This is a genomic window from Burkholderia sp. PvR073, assembly GCF_054055695.1.
Genome location: NZ_JBSRXO010000003.1, coordinates 514,446 through 534,288 on the forward strand (window position 1 = coordinate 514,446; position 19,843 = coordinate 534,288).

A 19,843-nucleotide genomic window follows, 5' to 3' on the forward strand; every position below is an offset into this window, starting at 1 on the left:
GGAGGTACCGATGCTCGATCTCGCCAATCGCTTCATTTTCGAAGGTCACCGGATCGCCTGGGGCTCGCTCGGCGAAGGGCCGCCGCTCGTGCTCGTGCACGGCACGCCGTTTTCATCGCAGGTGTGGCGCCGGATCGCGCCGTGGCTCGCGCGGCGCCATCGCGTGTTCTTCTACGACCTGCTTGGCTACGGTCAGTCGGACATGCCTGACGCGGACGTATCGCTCGGCCGGCAGAACGTGCTGTTCGGCGCGCTGCTCGACGAATGGAATATTTCGCGCCCGCGCGTGCTTGCGCACGACTACGGCGGCGCGACGGTGCTGCGCGCGCATTTCCTCGACGGCATCGCGTATTCGGACCTGACGCTCGTGAACCCGGTCGCGATCGCGCCGCAGGGCTCGCCGTTCGTGCGGCATGTCGCGCAGCACGAGGCCGCGTTCACCGGGTTGCCGGCCTATGCGCATCACGCGCTCGTGTCGGCCTATATCGGCAATGCGGTCGCGCAGCCGTTGAGCGACGACGTGCTGTCGATCTACCGCGCGCCATGGCTCACGGCCGCCGGCCAGGCCGCGTTCTATCGGCAAATCGCACAGATGCGCCAGCGTTACATCGAGGAAGCCGAGGCCCGCTACGCGCCACCGGACTTTCCGGTGCGCATCGTATGGGGCGAGGACGACGGTTGGATTCCGCTCGAACAGGGGCAGGCGCTTGCCGATCGCATCGCGAACGGCAAGCTGATCAGGGTGCCGCGTGCGGGTCACCTGGTCCAGGAAGATGCGCCGGAGGCGATCGTCGCCGCCGTGCTCGACCGGTAGGCGCACCCGCGCGGGTAGAACGTGCAGTGCTGCTTACCAGGGCAGCGAATAGGTCTTCGTATTCGTGAAGCTCTTCATCGCTTCCTGCACGCCCTCCTTGTAGCCGAGGCCCGAATCCTTCATGCCGCCGAACGGCGTCAGTTCGAGCCGGTAGCCCGGCACTTCGCGCACGTTCACGCTGCCGACCTCGAGCTCCGTGATGAAGCGCGTGATGCTGTCGAAGCGGTTCGTGCAGACCGACGACGACAACGCATAGTCGGTGCTGTTCGACATCCGGATCGCCTCGTCGATGTCGCGAAAGCGCATGATCGGCGACACGGGGCCGAACGTTTCGTACTTCACGAGCGGCATGTCGGGCGTCACGCGATCGATGACGGTCGGCGAGTACAGCGCACCGTCGCGCACGTTGCCGACCAGCAGCCGCGCCCCGCGCGCAATCGCGTCGTTCACCTGCTGCTCGCAGACCTTCGCGGCCGCTTCGTCGATCACCGTGCCCATGTCGACCGACGGATCGGCCGGGTTCCCGTACGCCCACGCACGGGTTTTCTCGACGACCAGCTCGGTGAAGCGATCGGCCACCGCCTCGTGCACGAGCATCCGCTTGATCGCGGTGCAGCGCTGCCCCGAGTTCTTGTACGAACCCGACACGGCGAGCGTGCTCGCCTCGTCGAGATCGGCATCCTCCATCACGATGATCGGATCGTTGCCGCCCAGCTCGAGCACCGCGCGCCGGTAGCCCATCCGCGACGCGATCGACTTGCCGATCGACACGCCACCCGTGAACGTGATCAGATCGATCGCCGGGTTCGTGATCAACTCGTCCGCGATTTCCTTCGGGTCGCCGGTCAGCACCTGCAGCATCTGCGGCGGCAGGCCGGCTTCATACAGGATGTCCGCGAACAGGTAGCACGACAGCGGCACCTTCTCCGACGGCTTCACGACGATCCGGTTGTTGGTCGCGACCGACGGCACGACCTTGTGCGCGACCTGGTTCATCGGATGGTTGAACGGCGTGATCGCGGAAATCACGCCGAGCAGCGGCTCGCGCTGCGTGTACACGCGGCGCTTCTTGCCGTGCGGCGTCAGATCGCACGAGAAGATCTGCCCGTCGTCCTTCAGCACTTCGCCCGCGCCGAACGTGAGCACGTCGGCGACGCGCCCGGCTTCATACGTCGAATCCTTGAGACACAACCCGGCCTCGGCCGTGATCAGCGCCGCGATCTCGGCGGTGCGCGCCCGCACGATGTCGGCCGCGCGGCGCAGGATCGCCGCGCGCTCGTGGCGCGTGAGCGACGGCCGGTACGCACGCGCGACCGCAAACGCGCGCCGCACGTCGTCGAGCGTCGCCTTCGGCACGGTGCCGACGAGCGCGCCGTCGTATGGGTTGCGCACCTCGATCACCGCGTCGCGATGGATTCTTTCACCATCGATTCGCAGTGCTTCGCGATGAAGCGCGCGGACCTCCGTCGATGCTGCAATGGCGTTCATGAGTATCTCCCTGGCGGATGCGTCCGCGTCACTGCAGATGGTTGAGCGCAATGTCGATGATGTCGAAGTTGCGCAGCCGCGCGCGGCCCGTGACGGCGGTCGCGACCGGCTTGCTGAAGATCAGCGGCACGATCTGCTCGGAGATCCCGCCGTGCGAGCGCAGCGGCACGTCGAGCCCCGACAGGTCGTGCTTGATGCGGCGCGTGCCGAGCACGACGTCCTGCTTCGAGATCACGATCAGGTCGCCCATCCGGTCGGGCGGCAGCTCGAAGCGCGCGCAGCCTTCGGCGCCCGTCAGCACGACCTCGATGCCGTCCACCGCGGCAAGCCGCGCGCGCAGCGCGTCGACCTGGGCGGAATCCGGCACGTAGACGGTCGCGAACGAGCCGAGCGCGCCGTGATGCACGACGTACGGATCGGTGATCGGCAGGATCACGCGCGCCGCGTCGTGGCCGAGCCACGCGTCGAACAGCTCCTGCAGGTAGATCACGTTCGGCTCGCCAGTTTCGCCGTCGTGCTTCGCGTTCATCCCGTGGTCGGCCGTGATCGCGACGATCGCGCCGAGCTCGTCGAGCCGCTTCAGATACGTGTCCATCATCTGGTAGAACGCGTTCGCGCCGTCGGTGCCGGGCGCGCACTTGTGCTGCACGTAGTCGGTCGTCGACAGGTACATCAGGTCGACCGGCCGCGTCTCGAGCAAACGCACGCCGGCTGCGAACACGAATTCCGACAGGTCGGCGCTGTACACGCTCGGCACCGGCTTGCCGACCAGCTCGAGCACATTGTCGATGCCGTTTTCCGAGAGGCTCGCCTCGTCGGCCTTCTCCGACGAGAAGCAGATGCCCTTGAGTCCCTTGCCGAGCAGGCGGCGCAGCTTGTCCTTCGCGGTGACGACCGCGACGCGCGCGCCCCGCTCGGCGAAGGTAGCGAGCACGGTGGGCGCGACGAGGTACTTCGGATCGTTCATCAGCACCTCGGCGCCGGTGTCGCGATCGTAGAAGTAGTTGCCGCTTATCCCGTGGATCGCCGGCGGCACGCCGGTAACGATCGACAGGTTGTTCGGGTTCGTGAAGCTCGGCACCACGCACTCGCCCTTGAGCGCCGTGCCCGGCTTCAGCAGCGTGCGCAGGAACGGCGCGACGCCAGCCTCGGCCGCCATCTCGAGATATTCATACGCGCAGCCGTCGACGCAGACCACCACCACGGGGCGGCTCATCCAGTTGTAGCGACGGCCGTTCACTTCCACGGATACAGGCGTTTCACTCATGACGTTCATTCCTTTCGGTTCGAAGAGGGGTTGAGTCGTCGGCGCCCGCGCCGCGCCGATGGGGGTGTTCCATGCTTGACATTAAAATTGATGATTTGTAGATTGTCAACAATAGGCAGAGAACAGAAAGCAGAATGTGTCAGCACGACGAGGATCTGTACGACCAGTGGGTGTACATGCAGCGCACGACGCAATGGCGCTTCACGGCGGCGCTCGACGCGGCCGTCGCGCAATACGTCGACGAAGGCGGCCTCGCCGCGCGCGGCGGACGGTTTTATCAGGAGGTCAAAAAGCGCGGCTACATTCTGTATCCGGGCAAGCTGACCGAAGTCGACACGTTCCGCCTCGGCTGCATCGGCCACTTCGGCGAAGCGGGCATTCCGGGCGCGGTCGCCGCGATCGCCGACACGCTGAAGGCGATGGGCGTGCGCCGCGTGTCCGCCGAAGCGGCGGCCTGACGCGACGCACCCGGCCGCATCGCGGCGCGCGACCCACCGCCGCGCGCCGCCGTGCGGCGGTTTCGCTTTCGTTTTCCCGCCGTGCGCGGCACGGCAACCCGACTCTTACCGGCACGACACCCGATGCGACCCTTCTGGATCGAACAAGCACTGTTCAACGACGGCGATCTCGCCCCCGCGCTGCAGGGCGCGACGCAGGCCGACGTCTGTATCGTCGGCGGTGGCTTCACCGGGCTCTGGACCGCGATCCAGGCGAAGCAGCAGAACCCGGCGCTCGACATCGCGATACTCGAGGCCGACCTGTGCGGCGCCGGCGCGAGCGGACGCAACGGCGGGTGCCTGCTCACGTGGTCCGCGAAATTCCTGACGCTGCGCCGGCTGTTCGGCGAAGCGGAAGCGATCCGGCTCGTGAAGGCGTCGGAGGCGGCCGTCCAGCACATCGCCGACTTCTGCCGCGCGCATCGCATCGATGCCGAACTGCGGCTCGACGGCACGCTGTACACGGCGACGTCGCGCGCGCAGATCGGCACGCTCGCGCCGGTGCTCGACGCGCTCGCCGCGTGCGGCATCCACAGCTACGAACCGCTGCCGGCCGCCGAAGTCGCGCGCCGCTCGGGCTCCTCCCGCAATCTCGACGGCGTGTACTCGCCGATCGCCGCGACCGTGCATCCGGGCAAGCTGGTGCGCGGGCTGCGCCGCGTCGCGCTCGACATGGGGATCCGGATCCACGAGCGCACGCCGCTCGTCGACTTCACGCCGGGGCAGCCGGCCGTCGTGCGCACGCCGTCGGGCAGCGTGCGCGCGGGCAAGCTGGTCTTTGCGATCAACGCGTGGATGGCGAGCCGCTTCCCGCAGTTCGAACGCACGATCGCGGTCGTGTCGAGCGACATGGTCATCACCGAAAAATGCCCGGAACTGCTCGAGAAGACCGGGCTCGTGGACGGCGTGTCGGTGCTCGATTCGCGGATCTTCGTGTACTACTACCGCACGACGACCGACGGTCGGCTGATGCTCGGCAAGGGCGGCAATACGTTCTCCTGGCGCAGCCGCATCGCGCCGGTGTTCGACCGGCGCTCGCCGTACGAGGCGCAGCTTACGCGGAGCCTGCGCGACTTCTTCCCGTCGCTCGCGGGCGTGCCGGTCACCGCGAGCTGGAACGGCCCGTCGGACCGCTCGGTGACGGGCTTCCCGTTCTTCGGCCGCCTCGACGACGCGCCGAACGTGTTCTACGGCTTCGGCTATTCGGGCAACGGCGTCGGGCCGACCTACATGGGCGGGCAGATCCTGTCGTCGCTGGTGCTCGGCCTCGACAACGCGTGGACGCGCAGCCCGATCGTGCGCGGCCCGCTCGGCCATTTCCCGCCGGAGCCGATCCGCTATGTCGGCGCGCACGTCGTGCGCAACGCGATCCGCCGCAAGGAGCGTGCGGAAGACGAGAGCCGGCGGCCGGCGGCCGTCGACACGTGGCTCGCGAAATTCGCGAGCGCGGCGGGGAAGGCGGACAAGGGGTGACCGACGGGTGCAATGCGATGGTGGGAAAAACGGCAGCGCCTCGCAAGGCCAGTGCACCGACGACTCGCGCGCCCAACTCCGCCGTTCTCAAAAATATTCAGGAATATCTCTAAATAATTGCAAATCGACAAAACACGCCCGCTGAAATCTCGATTAGATAGTTACTCACTTCGAGGCATTTTTCTCGTCTCCCCAATCGAATATCTCGATTTTATAACCGTCAATGACTTGATAGGATGTCACGCCCTCGATAAAAAAGCACATCTGCTACACGTCAATGCATACGTCGTCAACTATTGAAATTTTGATTAGCGACTCACGATCCATCTCCAGGGGATCTCAGTTCGGACATGCCGCGATCGCGATCGACGGAATCGTATATGGCAGGGCGCATCCGGGATGGGATGTCGATAACATCTCGCGTTATCTTGATCGCCAGCAGACCAAGATGCATCGCGACACGATCGGTTATCTCATCAATGCCAACGAGCGTGAAAAGGCAATCATCACTTCCGAGATAAAAAAGAGGCGCCTGGAAAACAGGCACTACTCCCTCGTCGACAATAACTGCTCATCGAATATAGCGGAAGTCCTTGGCAAGGCAGGCATTCTGGCTTACGACCCGAGATGGCAGCTGCCGGGTATCATAGCGCCTGCAGATTTGATGATCGGCTTGCGCCATTCGAAGCGATTGATTGGAATTCGACGATATCCGAAGAAATGATGCGCTTTTTGCTATTAGCCGCACTCACCGTAATGGTCAGCGCGTGCTCGAAATATAGAGATGAGAACTGGACGGCCCTTCAGGACATGCCGGCCTTCGCCGAACCAAACGACGACAGAACCCAGCCGATCTTTACGGTCAGGAAAGGCGAGTCCTGTGTCCCCGTGACGGATCGCGTTGCAAAGATTTATGCATACACCCAAGTGCGCTGCGAATCCGGAACGGGCTGGGTACTGGACGATTTCTTCGATAAACAGCGCGGCAAATGATCGGCCGCGGGCGATCACTGCTTTCGGCCGGACATCATCAACGTCGAGCAAACGGCCGTCAGGCGCCGCTCACGCGCGCGGCTTTCTCTCGCGCCGCCTTGCCCGTCGCGGGCGGCCCCTGCTCGTGCGTGCGGCGCATCCGCGCGAGGCCGTGCGCGACGTGCTCGCGCACGAGCGCGACCGCCTTCTCCTCGTCGCCGGCCGCGAGCGCCTGCACGATCTTGTCGTGCTCGGCCGCGGACACCGCGATGGCATCCTCTTCCGCCTCGATCGCGGCCTGGCGCAGCAGCCCGAGCTGGCGCACGAGCCGGCGATAGGTATCGGTGAGGTGCGTATTGCCGACGCCGACTACCATCGCGTCGTGGAACTGCACGTTCAGCTCGGTGTAGCGCGTGACGTCGTGCGCCTTCGCGGCTTGCTTCATCGACTGGATGATGCCCTTCAGCACCTTCAGCGTGTCGGGCGAAATGCGCTTCGCGAGCGCACGCGCGACCGACTCGTCGAGCATCGCGCGCACTTCGTAGATTTCCTCGGCCTCGCGCAGCGGCACGACCCGCACCGTCACGCCACGGTTCTTCTCGTTGCGCAGCAGCCCGGCCTGCTCGAGCGCGCGGAACGCTTCGCGCACGGGGCCGCGTGACACGTTCAGCCTGGTCGCGATATCGACTTCGTTAAGCTTCTCGCCCGGGGCATATTCGCCGGACACGATCGCGCGCTCAAGCATGTCCTGCACGATCATCGCGAGCGACTGGCTTTGCAGGAGTTCGATGGCGTTGAGTGCGTTCGGGGCGATCATGATCGGGCAGGCAGCGAAGCTGCGGGTGAGAACGAAGGCGCCATATCGGCGAATGATCCCTGTATACCCTCGGCCCGATATATTGTCAACAGTTTTCAGTTTCCAAAAACCAATCGCGCGGCCGGCGTGAATATGCCGGACCGCGCAATGTTAGCCCGCCGTCAGACCGTCTGCTTCACCGGCCCCGGGTCGCTCTGGCTCGGCCGGCCCGTCTCGACGTGGCCCGCGAAGCGGCGCACGACCTTGTCGTCGCCGCCGCGCAGCGTCGTCGCGGTGATCGTCAGATCGTACCAACCGTGGCTCGACGACAGCTCGAAGTGATCCTCGATGCGCGCGCCCGGCTCCAGCGTGTAGGTGCGCGCATGCGCGTGGCTGTACGCGTTGTCGACGACCACACGGCACGCCGCGCGGCCGCTGTTGCGCAACTGCAGGTACACGTGGCGGTTGCGCACGTCGTAGCCGATCTTCGCTTCCGGGTTCGCGTGAGTGCCGTCCGCGGCCAGCCGCGTGTTGCCCTGGAACTCGCACAGATAGCCGTTCGGGCCATAGGCGGCGAGATGGTAGTCGCCGCGCGCGGCCGACGTGCTCCAGGTATCGGCGAAGCGGTCGTGCGAGGACACCGCGTAGCGGCGCGGCGGCGTCGCCGGATTGCGGCGGTCGTACACGTAGAACGCGGCACCCGCGTCACCCGAGTTCGCGAAATCGAGCGACACGCTGTCGTCGCGGCCGTTCACGCGGGCATGCACGAACAGCTCGTACGGCAGCGCGCGCGCCGGACGCGTGCCGGGCTCCTGCGCCGGCATCGACTGCTGCGCGGGCACTTGATACGCGTGGCCGGCGGTGGAGATGTGCTGCGGCACCGTGAAGCTCACCGTACGCGTATCGGGGCGCGCGGAGAAGTCGAACGCCGATGTGAGATCGCCGCAGACCGACCGGCGCCACGCGCTGATGTTCGGCTCCTTCACGCCGAAGCGCGCTTCGAGGAAACGCAGCACCGACGTGTGATCGAACGTCTCCGAGCAGACCCAGCCGCCCTTCGTCCACGGCGAGATGATGATCAGCGGCACGCGCGGCCCGAGGCCGATCGGCTGGAGGCCGCCCGGGTCCGCGCCCGGCACCAGCGGGCTCATCTCGCCGGGGTACTTGTTCAGGTCGAGCAGTTCGTCGCCGAGGTTAGACAGCAAGTTCGACGACACGATGCCCTGGCCGCCCACGCCGCTCGTGACCGGCGGCACCGGCGGCACGACGTGGTCGAACAGCCCGTCGTTCTCGTCGTAGTTGAGGATGAACACCGTCTTCGCCCACACCTCGGGGTTCGACGTCAGCGCCTCGAGCACCATGTTGATGTAGAACGCGCCGTCGGTCGGCGACGCCTGCGGGTGCTCGCTGTACTTGTACGGCGACACGATCCACGATACCTGCGGCAGCCGGTTCGCCTGCACGTCGGCCTTCAGCTCGGCGAGCGTGTGGTCCGACGCGCCCTTGTCGACCAGCGGGCCGCTCGCGCCTTCCTTCACCTGGAAGCGCTTGAAGAACATCAGCGAATTGTCGGTGTAGTTGTCGGTCGGATCGCCCGGAATGCCGGTGCCGCCCTGGTACACCTTCCAGCTGATCTTCGCGTCCTCGAGGCGTTCGGCGTAGGTCGTCCACGTGTAGCCGTTCACGTTGTTGCGCTCGCCGATGCCCGGGCCGTTCGGCTGGTTGCCGTAGATATTGCGCGGGTCGATCGTGCCGGTCCACAGGTAGATGCGGTTCGGCGCCGTGTCCGCGTGCGCGGAGCAGAAGTACGAGTCGCAGATCGTGAACGCGTCGGCGAGCGCGTAGTGGTACGTGAGGTCCTGACGCTTCAGGTAGCCCATCGTCAGCACGTCCTGCTTCTGGTTCACCCACTGGTCCCACTGGCCGTTGTTCCAGGACAGGTGGCCGCTGCTCCAGCCGTGGTTGGTGCCCGGCTGGAATTCGGTCGTCTGCTTCGGGTCGAGGTAGAACGGCAGCACGTACGGCGCGGCCGGGTCGAGGCCGCGCGAATGGTAGTTCTTCGTGAACACCGACGCCGGCGGCTGCTGCCACACCGGCGCACCGCTCGGCAGCAGGTGCGGACGCGGGTCGTTGAAGCCGCGCACGCCGCGCAGCCCGCCGAAGTAGTGGTCGAACGAGCGGTTTTCCTGCATGAAGATCACGACGTGTTCGACGTCGCGAATCGTGCCGGTGCGATACGCGGCCGGCATGGCCAGTGCGTTGCGGATCGCGGGCGGGAAGCCGGCGTAGGCGGCCATCGCGCCGGCCGACTGGGCGGCGAGGCGCAGGAAATCGCGTCGATTGTTGGCGGACATGAAGAGGATCCTGTGGGTCGGTAAGGGTGGCGCCGGTCGAGCGGGGCCGGCGGTCGTGCGTTGCCGCTATTAGTCCGCACCGGCATGTCCCGGCCGTGACCGGTTCCAACAGGTTTCTTGCGCTTACCCCCAGCTTTTTTTCGAAGCGGCGCACGACGCGCCTTTCATCCGGCCGACACATGCGTACGCTACGCTGACGCGCGATGAAGAGGGGGGAGAAGCCGAGTCGTGTTCGATCAGCTGAAGGCGTTCCACGCGACCGTCAGGCAGGGCAGCATCACGCGCGCCGCGCGCCATCTGGGCGTGAGCCAGCCGACGATCGCCGCGCAGATCCGGCAGGTCGAGCAGTTGTACGGCGTCGAGCTGTTCTACCGCAGCGGCCGCAAGCTCGAGGTCACCGAGACCGGGATCGAGCTGCTGCCGCTCGTCGAGAAAATGATCGCGCTCGAGGCGCAGGCCGACATCATGCTGCGCAACGTCGGCGGCCTGTTCGAAGGCCATCTGCGGATCGGCGCGACGGGGCCGTACTACATCATGGACGCGGTCGGCCGCTTCTCGCACGCGCATCCGTCGATCGCACTCACGTGCCGGATCGGCAATTCCGAGGAAATCCTGCAGGCGCTGCAGGAATTCCGCATCGACCTCGCGGTGTCGTCGCAGCGCAATGACGCGGACGGCCTCGAACGCAAGGTGATCTCCACCGATCCGCTCGTGCTCGTCGTGCATCGCGACCATCCGCTCGCGCGCTTCGACGCGATCGACGCCGCGCAGCTCGCCGATGTGCGGCTGCTGATCCGCGAGGAAGGGTCGGTCACGCGCCGCTGCACGGAGACGATCCTCGCGGCGGCCGGCGTCGCGGCCACGTCGGTCGCCGAGATCGGCAGCCGCGAAGCGATCCGCGAGGCGATCCTGCATGGCGTGGGCGGGAGCCTGTTTCCACGCGGCGAGGCCGAGCGCCATCCGGACCTGCGCGTCGTCGCACTGCGGGGCGTCGACACGACGATCGACGAATACGTGTACTACCTGAAGGCGCGCCGCCAGAGCCCCGCGATCGATGCGTTCCTCGCGTGCATCCTGCGGGCGCAGTCCGCCACGCACGACGCGGCACGCGCGGCGCGGCAGGTGAACGCGCGCTGAGCCGCCGCGCGTTCACCGGTTTCGCGTATTGCCTGTCGCACTTCCCTGCCCTTTCCGGCGCTTTTCCCGCGCCTTCCCTCGTTGTCGTCCTCGTGCCTTCGTTGTTGCTTCCTTGTTGCTTCCCGTCGCGCGTTATTTCGGCAGCGCAGGGATCATCCACGTCAGCACGTGCTGCTGCAGGAACACCAGCACGCCGAGCAGCAGCGTGAGGATCACGCTGTGCCAGAAGGTGCGCGCGAACACGACGCCTTCCTGCCCTTTCAGGTCGGTCGTCGACACGCCCGTCGCGATGTTCTGCGGCGAGATCATCTTGCCCATCACGCCGCCCGACGAGTTGGTCGCGGCCATCAGCACCGGATCGAAGCCGAGCTGGCGAGCGGCGACGACCTGCAGGTTGCCGAACAGCGCATTGCCGGACGTGTCGCTGCCGGACAGGAACACCGCGATCCAGCCGAGCGACGCCGACACGAGCGGGAACAACGCGCCGGTCGACGCGACGCCGGTGCCGAGCGTGTAGCTGATCCCCGAGTAGTTCAGCAGGTACGCGAGCCCGACGATCATCATCACCGTGACGATCGCGATCCACGTTTGCCGCCACGTCTTGACCACGCATTCGAAGAACGCGCCGATGCCGGTGCGCGTCAGCACGGCCGTGATGATCGCCGACAGGAGGATCGCGGTACCGGTGCCGAGCGGCTGGAAGTCCCAGATCGCCGCATACGGCTTGTGGTACAGCGACACGAACACCGCGTTGTGCAGGCCCGGCCACTTGATCTTCACGTCGCCGATCGCCGCGATGTTCGCGTGCACCCAGACGATCACGACCACCGACACGACGAGCCACGGCAGCCAGCCGCCGAAGCCCGCGCGCGCGGCGCCGGCCGTGGCCGGCACGCTGCGCGCGAGCGCGTACTGCGGGTCGGGCTGCGGCTTCCACACTTGCAGGAAGCCGATCGTGACGATCAGCGACGTGAGTGACGACAGCACGTCGGTGAGCTGGTACCCGAGGAAGTTCGACGTGACGAACTGCGCGATCGCGAAGCTGGCGCCCGACACGAGCAGCGCGGGCCACAGTTTCGCGATCGAGCGCAGGCCGCCGTATGCGCCGACCACGTAGAACGGCAGCAGCAGCGCGAAGAACGGCAGTTGCCGGCCGACCATCGCGCCGAGCGTTGCGGGCGGCAGCGACGTGACCGCGCCGAGCACGGTGATCGGCACGCCGAGCGCACCGAACGCGACCGGAGCCGTGTTGAACAGCAGCGTGTAGGTGAGCGCTTCGAGCGCGGGGAAGCCGAGCGCGATCAGCAGCGCGCTGGTGATCGCGACCGGCGTGCCGAAGCCGGAGATCCCTTCGAGCAGACAGCCAAACGAGAACGCGACGACGAGCAGCACGAGGCGGCGGTCGTCGGGCAGGTTGTCGAGCATCCACTGCCGGAACTGGTCGAAGCGGCCCGACTTCACCGCGATGTTGTACAGCAGCAAGGCGTTGAACACGATCCACATCACCGGCACGAGCGCGAGCGCCATGCCGGCGCCGACCGCGTTGAACGCGAGGCCGACCGGCATACCCCACGCACCGATCGCGACCGCGAGGCCGGCGACGAGCCCGGCCAGCGACGCCTGCCACGCCGGCCGGCGCAGCACGCCGAGCGCGATCAGCGCGACCGCGATCGGGATCACCGCGACGAGGAACGACAGGAGCAGCGAGTTGGCGATAGGCGTCAACGGCTGCGCGAACAGGATGCCGGGCGGCAGGGCTGCGGTGGGATTCATCGTGTCTCGTGTCTCCGTGTCGATAGGAGTTAGCGCTTCAGCGCTTACTCCTATCCCATGCTTCGCGGTCGGCGGGAGTTAGCGCTTCAGCGCTTACTCCCGTCCCATGCTTCGCGGTCGACCGCAGTAGGCGCCCTGGCGCCCGCGCACACCCCGCCCCCGTATCAAACGCGCGTTCCACGGCGGCGAAGACGCCCGACGCTTGCGCATGCAACCATGCCGCGGCGCCGACCGATCGGTCGCTTAAAAAAGGTTAGGAGGCGCATCGCGCTTGTACAAGGAGGGCAAGCCCGATGCGCGCGGCGCCGATACACGGCGTCCCCCGCACGCTGACCGGCGGCCGGCGGCCCGCTGACACGTCCGCCAGCAAGCCGCCGGGCGCAATGTTGCTCAACCGGCAAAGGTGACTGATGGCGGGCGGGGTGTTTCGTTTGGCGTCCGAAGCCTAGACTGGCCGCATCGATTCCGCCCGTGCCGACGACGGCGCGGCTCCGGAAACCTCACGGAGCAAACACGATGAAAACCATGAAACTCGCGGCCTGCACGTTGCTGCTGATCGGCTCGGCTGTCGCCGCCCAGGCCCACGCCGCGTCGACATTGACGCGTGCGGAAGTTCGCCAGGAACTCGTGGAACTGCAGGCCGCCGGCTACCGGACGAGTCTCGCCAGCAGTCCCGACTTTCCGCAAAACATGCAGGCGATCATGCGGCGTGCCGCGCAGGCGCGCGGCGACGCGGCCGGCTACGGCAGCGACGGCCATGCGAACGTGGAATCGGGGAAGCCAGCGCTGCCGCACGTGGTCGATCGCGACACGTACGCGCATCATTGAAGCGGGTGAACCGGGTCGCTCGCGTGAACACGCGACCATCCGGCCCGCAGCCGGCTACCCGCCGCGCGACGCGCAGCGGGTTGCTGCCATCAAACGCTGAAGCGGTTCAGCGTATACGCGCGATAGGCCGCGACGAACGCGTCGAATGATCCGGCCTCCTTCGCTTCCAGCTCGGCCTGCTCGGCCAGCGACTTCGCCGCGAGCGCCTGCTCGGCGCGCATCGTCTCCGCCGACGGCGGGTTCGCACGGAAATGCGCGGCATGCGCTTCGCTGTGCGCAAGCGCGAACGCGAGGAACGACTGCCCGTTCTCGCGCATCTCGCGCAGCACACGCGCCGACGGCGTGCGCTCCGGATCGGCAAGCTTCTCGCGCTGCGCGGCGATCGCACGCGCATGCTCGTCACCGCCGCGGATCTCGTCGAGACGGCGCCCGACGGTTTCGATATCGGTCATCAGGTCGTCGGCCCATGCCTGCAGCGTGACCGGCTGGCCGTCGCGCATCAGCGTGAGGCCCGGCTTGCGCCCGTCCATCGTCACGCTGGCGAAGTTCGCATTTGCTTCCTTGTACGCGTCGCAGTCGAGCGCGGGGCTCTCGTCGAGCGCGCACGCGAGCAGGAACGCATCGATGAAGCGGGCGGTCTCGAGCGCGATGCCGGTCGGCTCGAACGGATCGATGTCGAGGCAGCGCACTTCGATGTACTGCACGCCGCGCGACGCGAGCGCATGCAGCGGGCGCTCGCCCGAATACGTGATGCGCTTCGGACGGATCGTCGAATAGAACTCGTTCTCGATCTGCAGCACGTTCGTGTTGATCTGGATCCATTCGCCGTCGCGATGCGTGCCGATCGCCTCGTACGGCGGATACGGCTCGCTCACGGCCGTCGACAGCGCGTCGAGATAGCCGGACAGCGTGTTGTAGTCGACGTGCAGCGCGGCCTGCGCGGTCGTGTTCGAGTAACCGAGGTCGCTCATCCGCAGGCTCGTCGCATACGGCCGGTACAGCGTGTCGGCATCGAACGCATCGAGCTTGTGCGGCTTGCCGCGCAGGAATCTCGTGTCGAGCGCGGGCGATGCGCCGAACAGGTACATCAGCAGCCAGCTGCGACGGCGGAAGTTGCGGATCTGCGCGAGATAGCGCTCCGACTGGTAGTCGACGAGCGTGGCCGTCGAGCCTTCGTCCGCGTGCAGGCGCCGCCACACTTCCTCGTGCAGCGAGTAGTTGTAGTGGATGCCGGCGATGCACTGCATCGTGCGGCCGTAGCGATGCGCGAGGCCGCGGCGGTACACCGTCTTCAGGCGGCCGATGTTCGACGTGCCGTAGTCGGCGATCGGGATTTCATCGTCGGCCGGCAACAGGCCGGGCATCGATTCGTTCCACAGCATCTCGTCGCCGAGCGATGCATACACGTAGCGGTGCAGATCGTCGAGACGTTCGAGCGTGAGCGACGCGTCGGGCTCCGCCGGCGTGATCAGTTCGATCAGCGCTTCGGAATAGTCGGTCGTCAATGACGGATGCGTGAGGGCCGAGCCCAGCGCGCGCGGATGCGGCGTAAACGCGATCATCCCGTCGCGCGTCACGCGCAGGCTTTCCTTTTCGATGCCGCGCAGGCCGTCGGGCAGATGCTGCCGCGTCGGGCCCGAGCTCAGCGCTTCGAGACGATTCAGCAGCAGTTCGGACTGGCGGTGAGTCATGGTGTTCGACATGGAGACGCAAGTGCGTGACGGACGCGCGCGGAACGCCGCGCGCGGCCGGCTGGATTATTGGTCGCTTCGTTGGTAGCGGGCACTTTAACATCTCGCCGAAACACGCGCTTGAGGTGGCTCAGGGCGGTGCGCGCCCGCCGCAGCGGGCCGCCGGGCGGGTCGATGGCGACAATCGCAGCGTGCGCGTCCGAGGGCCGTCGGCACCGCCGGACGCGGCGATCACGTGAAATTCGTCGGACGGAACGCGAACGGTGCGAATCGTGCGCGAAGCCGCGCCGACAGGTGCAACCCGCGCGGCCGAACCCGCCGGGCGATATCGTCGAGGCGCGGTCGACCGTACGCCGCGGGCGACAGGCGGCGGAGCGGCTTGATCGCCGTCAGGCGTCGCAACCATGAGGACGACCGACCGATCGCTGCCGGACCCGCGCCCGCCGCAGGTTGCATCGCGGCGTTGCCCGGTCGCCCCGCGGGCAGGCCACCACAACCGTCATCCGCCGCGCGCGCCGCCGGCCCGGTCCGCCACGTCGTTCCACAGATGAAGCGCCGCATACGCGCGCCACGGCCGCCAGCCTTCGGTACGGTGCTTCTGGCTCGCGAGCCGGTCGAGCGACGGATCGCGCGCGGTGATCGACTGCATCAGCACCAGATCGGACGCCGGCCACGCGTCGGGGTCGCGCCACGCACGCATTGCGATGTATTCGACGGTCCACGGGCCGATGCCGGGCAGATCGAGCCATGCGCGGCGCAATGTCCCGAGGTCGGCCTGCGCGGGATCGAGCGGCACGTGGCCGGCCGCCACCGCGCGCGCCATGCCCGTCAGCGCCGCGGCTCGCTTGCCGGGCATGCCGATCTTCTCCAGATCGCACGAGGCGAGCGCGTCCGGCGTCGGGAAACGCCAGGCCGGCGCGCCATCCGGCGTCGACATGCCGTCGTCGTGCACGACGCGCTCGCCGGCCCGCTGGACGAGCCGGCCGACGATCGTCGTGGCCGCCTTCACGCTCACCTGCTGGCCGACGATCGCGCGCACCGCGAGCTCGAACCCCGACCAGGCGCCCGGCACGCGCAGCCCCGGCGCGGCCTCGACGAGCGGCGCGAACCACGGGTCGCGCGCGAGCCCGCCGCCGATCGCGGCCGGATCGGCGCCGAGATCGAACATCGACGCGACGCGGCGCGCGAATGCGTCGTCGACATGGCGCGCGGCCGCCCCTTCGACCGTCGCGATCAGGCAATGCCGGCGCGGATGCTTCGTGACGGTAAGGCGGCCCGCGTCGCCGTTCAGATCGACGATGCGGCGATACACGCCGTCGACGACCTGTTCGACACCCGGAATCGCACGTCCGCTGAAGAAGCGCAGCACGCGCGCCCAGTCGTACGGCGCCTTGAAGCGCAGCGCCATCTGCGCGGACGGCGGCACCTGGCCGCCGTCCGCGATCGACGTAATCGTGGTTGTTTCGATGCTCAAACTACGTTGCCCTCCGCAACGGCTTCGGTTTCATCGTCGCGCACACGGCGCGCCTCGGACGCGAGCAGCGTCGCCTTGCGGCGCACGCCCCAGCGATATCCGGCAAGCGCGCCGCCCTTCTGCACGACACGATGGCACGGAATCGCGAGCGCGACCGGGTTCGACGCGCAGGCCGATGCGACGGCGCGCACCGCACGCGGCGAGCCGAGCGCCTCGGCGATCTCCGAGTAGCTGCGCGTTTCGCCGTACGGGATGTGCGTCAGCGCTTCCCAGACGCGCTGCTGGAACGCGGTCGGCGCGATGTCGAGCGGCAGGTCGAACGCGTGCCGCGTGCCGTCGAGGTACGCGCGGATCTGCGCGACGAACGGCGCGAGCCGCGACGGCGCTTCGACCAGCTCGGCGCGCGCGAACGCATCCTTCAGTTCATCGACGAGCGGCGCCGGTTCGTCGCCGAACGCGATCCGGCAGATGCCCTGTTCGGTCGCGGCGACGAGCACCGTGCCGAGCGGCGTCGACGCGGTCGCATAGTCGATCCGCAGGCCGGCGCCCTGACGACGGAACGCGGACGGCGCCATCCCCAGCTCGCGCGGCACCGATGCGTAGAGCCGCGACGGCGAATTGAAACCCGCGTCGACGGCCGCCTGCGTGACCGGCTGCCCGCTTTGCAGCGCCTCGCGCAGGGCGGCGCCGCGCTGCGCGGCCTGGTACTGCCGCGGCGACACGCCGACCACGCGCTTGAACAGCCGCTGCAGATGAAACGGGCTCACGTGCACGGCATCGCTGAGCTGCTGCAGCGTGAGCCGCTCTGGATGCGCGTCGAGCACCGCGCATGCCCGATTGACGATTTCGAGCTCGCGCGGCAGCCCTTCCGGCTGGCAGCGCTTGCACGGGCGAAAGCCTGCCGCGCGCGCCGCGGCCGGATCGGCGAAGAAGGACACATGCTCGCGCCGCGGCAGCCGCGACGCGCAGCTCGGCCGGCAGAACACGCCGGTGGTACGCACGCCATAGAAGAACGCGCCGTCCGCATGCGGATCGCGGGCGGTCACGGCGCCCCAGCGGGCATCGTCGGTCGAATAGGCGGTTTTCATCTGAACCTCGCACTCTCTAGTGTAGATGGTGCCTACTCTAGACATCGGCATGGGCCGTCGCGCCCTGAATCTTGCTCTGTGATTCGCATCGGCAAAACCGGGGACGCATCCAAATCGATCAATCGGACGAAAAGCCGCGCGAGCGCTGCCCGGACGCCGCTTTGGTCATCTTCCCGTCACCCTTTTGCTGCAGTGCGGCTGCGACAAATCGCCGTCCTGACCATTTTTTACACTCGGAATATTGCAACGCACCATCGCCGTGTGTATAGTTGGAACTGTCTCCTCCATGTCTCCTCCTGATATGGATTAAGCCCGTTCCGCTCTGCGTGAACGGGCTTTTTTTCGTCCGTCGATCGGTGACGCGTTCCGGCATCCCGCGCCGGCGCGGTCTACACTCGGGGCACGCCATCCGTGAAGGAGTGCCTGCTCATGAAACCGACCATCCGCGCGATCGATCACGTCGTCCTGCGCGTGACCGACATGGCTGCGATGACGCGCTTTTACTGCGACGCCGTCGGCTGCCACGTGGAGAAGGAACAACCCGACCTGGGCCTCGTGCAGCTGCGCGCCGGCGACGCGCTGATCGACCTGCTGTCGGTCGGCGGCCCGATCGACCGTCCCGACAGCGGCCCGCCCGGCACCGGCCGCAATCTCGACCATCTATGCCTGCGCGTCGAGCCGTTCGACCCCGACGCGCTGATCGAGCATTTCGCCGCGCACGGCGCGCGTCCGGGCGCCCCCGCCGAGCGCTACGGCGCCGGCGGCTACGGGCCGTCGATCTATCTGTTCGATCCCGAAGGGAACATGCTGGAATTCAAGGGGCCGCCCGCCGCGATCGGCTGAGCGTCGGCCGTCACGCGCCGGCGCGCGCCTTCAGCACGGTCCATTCGACTGCAACCGGATCGTGGTCGGCGCTCGAGATCCACGCGGCGCCGTCCTGCACCGTGCATTGCAGACGCATCGTGCGCTCGGCGAGGCGCCCAAGCGCGGCGGCGACGCCGTCGGCCAGCGACAGCACCTGCACGTTGCGCAGCCGCTCCACCTTGCTGCGCACGCCCTGCCACCAGATGTCCGAGGCCTTGCCGCCGTATGCGATCACCGTGACCTGCCCGGCGCGGCCTGCCGCCTTCGAGATGCGCCGTTCGTCGGGCTGGCCGGCCTCGATCCATACGTCGATCGCGCCCGTCAGGTCCTTTTGCCACAGGTCGGGCTCGTCGACGTCCGACAGCCCCTTGGAGAATTCGAGACGCTCGTGCGCGAACAGCGCGAACGCGACGATGCGCACCATCATCCGGTCGTCGGTTTCCGACGGGTGACGGGCGACCGTCAATGCGTGATCGGCGTAGTAGTGCCGATCCATGTCGGCGATTTGCAGCTCGGCTTTGTAGATCGTGGATTTCAGCGCCATGCGGATACGGCCCGGGCGGGCATTCGGTTCGGTGGGTCGTGATGATACCGAATGCACGCCGCCCGGCACGCGACGGGCGCTCCACAGCACGACGGCCCGGCATCGGCCGGGCCGCATTCGGGCCGCGCCGCCGGCGAATCGGGCCGGCGCGCGGGGGCGCGAGAGGTGCGCGTGCGGTTACTGCTTGACGAAGCGCGAATCGGTCCAGAGACCTTGCTGGTCGCTGTTGTCGGCGCTGACGAACTGAACGTCGCCCTGGTCGACCGACACCACGCGGAAGCGCTGGCCTTCCGGCACCGACAGGCAACGGTAGTCGTCGAAGTACTGCTGCTTCGCCTGCGACTTGCCGTCACGCTCGTGGTTCAGTACGGAGTCCAGATTGTCTTTCGACAGACAACCCCATGCATTCTTCGTCAGCTGAATTTCCTGCTTCGGCTGGACAGCCGCATCGCCGCCCGCCTGGGCGATCGACACCACGGAAAATGCACCGACAAGGGCAAAAAGGACACCGGTTCGCTTCATCATGTTTTTTGTCTCCAGGCTTGCGGGCACCAGGCTGGGTTAGCTATGTGTTTAAAGGTGATCGTGAACCCGCGTTTTTCACTTTAGAAGACCGGCAAGCGATAGCAAGCACATTTGTTGTGCGATCGCAATAGCGGCGAATTGTCGCACCCTGTGCGCACCCGGTTTTTCGCGTGTCGCGCATGGGCGCCGATGTCTCGCGGCGCGCGGACCGGCGCGCATCGCCGGTCGCAAAGCATTGCGGGGCAAGACTTTCAGCAA

General features: G+C 67.0%; 17 protein-coding genes and 1 pseudogene. 8 read left to right on the forward strand and 10 right to left on the reverse strand.

Annotated features, from left to right (window positions below; all coding sequences use genetic code 11):
- Window positions 1-10: 10 nt before the first annotated feature.
- Window positions 11-814, forward strand: coding sequence for an alpha/beta fold hydrolase (locus ACVK00_RS14110; RefSeq protein ID WP_284899641.1), 804 nt, complete (start codon window positions 11-13; stop codon window positions 812-814).
- Between the two features lie 33 nt (window positions 815-847).
- Here ACVK00_RS14110 and phnY read toward each other — a convergent pair whose 3' ends face one another.
- Together phnY and phnA are read right to left on the reverse strand one after the other, a co-directional pair.
- Window positions 848-2,302: a phosphonoacetaldehyde dehydrogenase gene (gene phnY / locus ACVK00_RS14115; RefSeq protein ID WP_284899639.1), complete on the reverse strand. Its 1,455-nt coding sequence runs from the start codon at window positions 2,300-2,302 to the stop codon at window positions 848-850.
- A gap of 28 nt (window positions 2,303-2,330) precedes the next feature.
- Window positions 2,331-3,569 carry a phosphonoacetate hydrolase gene (gene phnA, locus ACVK00_RS14120; protein WP_284899637.1) on the reverse strand — a complete coding sequence of 413 codons (1,239 nt, stop codon included), beginning with the start codon at window positions 3,567-3,569 and terminating at the stop codon, window positions 2,331-2,333.
- A gap of 152 nt (window positions 3,570-3,721) precedes the next feature.
- On the opposite strand from phnA, the pseudogene ACVK00_RS14125 reads away from it, so the two are divergent.
- The 4 genes and pseudogenes from ACVK00_RS14125 to ACVK00_RS14140 form a co-directional block, all read left to right on the forward strand.
- Window positions 3,722-4,027 (forward strand): annotated as a pseudogene (locus tag ACVK00_RS14125) (2-aminoethylphosphonate--pyruvate aminotransferase); the annotation flags it as partial.
- A 123-nt stretch (window positions 4,028-4,150) separates the two neighbouring features.
- Entirely contained in the window at window positions 4,151-5,539 is a 1,389-nt protein-coding gene (locus ACVK00_RS14130) for an FAD-dependent oxidoreductase (protein ID WP_284899636.1), read from the forward strand.
- Between the two features lie 277 nt (window positions 5,540-5,816).
- Entirely contained in the window at window positions 5,817-6,263 is a 447-nt protein-coding gene (locus ACVK00_RS14135) for a hypothetical protein (protein ID WP_284899634.1), read from the forward strand.
- A complete protein-coding gene (locus ACVK00_RS14140) occupies window positions 6,260-6,532 on the forward strand; it encodes a hypothetical protein (protein WP_175715573.1) in 273 nt (90 codons plus the stop codon). The genes ACVK00_RS14135 and ACVK00_RS14140 overlap by 4 nt, the downstream gene beginning before the upstream one ends.
- Window positions 6,533-6,590: 58 nt before the next feature.
- On the opposite strand, the gene ACVK00_RS14145 is transcribed toward ACVK00_RS14140, so the two are convergent.
- A complete protein-coding gene (locus ACVK00_RS14145) occupies window positions 6,591-7,328 on the reverse strand; it encodes a phosphonate utilization associated transcriptional regulator (RefSeq protein ID WP_284899630.1) in 738 nt (245 codons plus the stop codon).
- A gap of 161 nt (window positions 7,329-7,489) precedes the next feature.
- Window positions 7,490-9,661, reverse strand: a complete 2,172-nt coding sequence (locus ACVK00_RS14150) for a phosphocholine-specific phospholipase C (protein WP_284899628.1) — start codon at window positions 9,659-9,661, stop codon at window positions 7,490-7,492.
- 228 nt (window positions 9,662-9,889) lie between these two features.
- Here ACVK00_RS14150 and ACVK00_RS14155 point away from each other — a divergent pair, with 228 nt between their 5' ends.
- Entirely contained in the window at window positions 9,890-10,798 is a 909-nt protein-coding gene (locus tag ACVK00_RS14155) for a LysR family transcriptional regulator (protein WP_284899626.1), read from the forward strand.
- A 132-nt stretch (window positions 10,799-10,930) separates the two neighbouring features.
- Here ACVK00_RS14155 and ACVK00_RS14160 read toward each other — a convergent pair whose 3' ends face one another.
- Window positions 10,931-12,571, reverse strand: a complete 1,641-nt coding sequence (locus tag ACVK00_RS14160; protein ID WP_284899625.1) for an L-lactate permease — start codon at window positions 12,569-12,571, stop codon at window positions 10,931-10,933.
- Between the two features lie 516 nt (window positions 12,572-13,087).
- Between ACVK00_RS14160 and ACVK00_RS14165 the strand changes: the two genes are divergently transcribed.
- On the forward strand, window positions 13,088-13,399 hold the full coding sequence (locus tag ACVK00_RS14165) for a DUF4148 domain-containing protein (protein WP_228906260.1): 312 nt from the start codon (window positions 13,088-13,090) through the stop codon (window positions 13,397-13,399).
- Window positions 13,400-13,488: 89 nt separating this feature from the next.
- On the opposite strand, the gene gshA is transcribed toward ACVK00_RS14165, so the two are convergent.
- The 3 genes from gshA to ada all read right to left on the reverse strand — a co-directional run bounded on the left by gshA (window position 13,489) and on the right by ada (window position 17,652).
- On the reverse strand, window positions 13,489-15,102 hold the full coding sequence (gshA, locus tag ACVK00_RS14170) for a glutamate--cysteine ligase (protein ID WP_284899622.1): 1,614 nt from the start codon (window positions 15,100-15,102) through the stop codon (window positions 13,489-13,491).
- A gap of 487 nt (window positions 15,103-15,589) precedes the next feature.
- Window positions 15,590-16,564 (reverse strand): DNA-3-methyladenine glycosylase family protein, encoded by a 975-nt coding sequence (locus ACVK00_RS14175; RefSeq protein WP_284899620.1) that lies wholly within the window; start codon window positions 16,562-16,564, stop codon window positions 15,590-15,592.
- Window positions 16,561-17,652: a bifunctional DNA-binding transcriptional regulator/O6-methylguanine-DNA methyltransferase Ada gene (ada, locus tag ACVK00_RS14180; RefSeq protein WP_284899619.1), complete on the reverse strand. Its 1,092-nt coding sequence runs from the start codon at window positions 17,650-17,652 to the stop codon at window positions 16,561-16,563. Before ada ends, ACVK00_RS14175 begins: the two co-directional genes overlap by 4 nt.
- 429 nt (window positions 17,653-18,081) lie before the next feature.
- Between ada and ACVK00_RS14185 the strand changes: the two genes are divergently transcribed.
- Window positions 18,082-18,495, forward strand: coding sequence for a VOC family protein (locus tag ACVK00_RS14185; RefSeq protein ID WP_006756946.1), 414 nt, complete (start codon window positions 18,082-18,084; stop codon window positions 18,493-18,495).
- 10 nt (window positions 18,496-18,505) lie between these two features.
- Here ACVK00_RS14185 and ACVK00_RS14190 read toward each other — a convergent pair whose 3' ends face one another.
- Together ACVK00_RS14190 and sap1 are read right to left on the reverse strand one after the other, a co-directional pair.
- Window positions 18,506-19,060, reverse strand: coding sequence for a YaeQ family protein (locus ACVK00_RS14190; RefSeq protein ID WP_006756945.1), 555 nt, complete (start codon window positions 19,058-19,060; stop codon window positions 18,506-18,508).
- A gap of 177 nt (window positions 19,061-19,237) precedes the next feature.
- The gene (gene sap1, locus ACVK00_RS14195) at window positions 19,238-19,585 is read right to left on the reverse strand and encodes a surface attachment protein Sap1 (protein ID WP_175657142.1); all 348 of its coding nucleotides are present in this window, start codon (window positions 19,583-19,585) and stop codon (window positions 19,238-19,240) included.
- Window positions 19,586-19,843 lie beyond the last annotated feature (258 nt).

What these genes read in the sequence shown, in the direction of transcription:
- ACVK00_RS14110 (WP_284899641.1), top strand. Translation starts at nt 11, where the DNA reads ATGCTCGATCTCGCCAATCGCTTCATTTTCGAAGGTCACCGGATCGCC.
- phnY (WP_284899639.1), bottom strand. Translation starts at nt 2,302, where the DNA reads ATGAACGCCATTGCAGCATCGACGGAGGTCCGCGCGCTTCATCGCGAA.
- phnA (WP_284899637.1), bottom strand. Translation starts at nt 3,569, where the DNA reads ATGAGTGAAACGCCTGTATCCGTGGAAGTGAACGGCCGTCGCTACAAC.
- ACVK00_RS14130 (WP_284899636.1), top strand. Translation starts at nt 4,151, where the DNA reads ATGCGACCCTTCTGGATCGAACAAGCACTGTTCAACGACGGCGATCTC.
- ACVK00_RS14135 (WP_284899634.1), top strand. Translation starts at nt 5,817, where the DNA reads ATGCATACGTCGTCAACTATTGAAATTTTGATTAGCGACTCACGATCC.
- ACVK00_RS14140 (WP_175715573.1), top strand. Translation starts at nt 6,260, where the DNA reads ATGATGCGCTTTTTGCTATTAGCCGCACTCACCGTAATGGTCAGCGCG.
- ACVK00_RS14145 (WP_284899630.1), bottom strand. Translation starts at nt 7,328, where the DNA reads ATGATCGCCCCGAACGCACTCAACGCCATCGAACTCCTGCAAAGCCAG.
- ACVK00_RS14150 (WP_284899628.1), bottom strand. Translation starts at nt 9,661, where the DNA reads ATGTCCGCCAACAATCGACGCGATTTCCTGCGCCTCGCCGCCCAGTCG.
- ACVK00_RS14160 (WP_284899625.1), bottom strand. Translation starts at nt 12,571, where the DNA reads ATGAATCCCACCGCAGCCCTGCCGCCCGGCATCCTGTTCGCGCAGCCG.
- ACVK00_RS14165 (WP_228906260.1), top strand. Translation starts at nt 13,088, where the DNA reads ATGAAAACCATGAAACTCGCGGCCTGCACGTTGCTGCTGATCGGCTCG.
- gshA (WP_284899622.1), bottom strand. Translation starts at nt 15,102, where the DNA reads ATGTCGAACACCATGACTCACCGCCAGTCCGAACTGCTGCTGAATCGT.
- ada (WP_284899619.1), bottom strand. Translation starts at nt 17,652, where the DNA reads ATGAAAACCGCCTATTCGACCGACGATGCCCGCTGGGGCGCCGTGACC.
- ACVK00_RS14185 (WP_006756946.1), top strand. Translation starts at nt 18,082, where the DNA reads ATGAAACCGACCATCCGCGCGATCGATCACGTCGTCCTGCGCGTGACC.
- ACVK00_RS14190 (WP_006756945.1), bottom strand. Translation starts at nt 19,060, where the DNA reads ATGGCGCTGAAATCCACGATCTACAAAGCCGAGCTGCAAATCGCCGAC.
- sap1 (WP_175657142.1), bottom strand. Translation starts at nt 19,585, where the DNA reads ATGATGAAGCGAACCGGTGTCCTTTTTGCCCTTGTCGGTGCATTTTCC.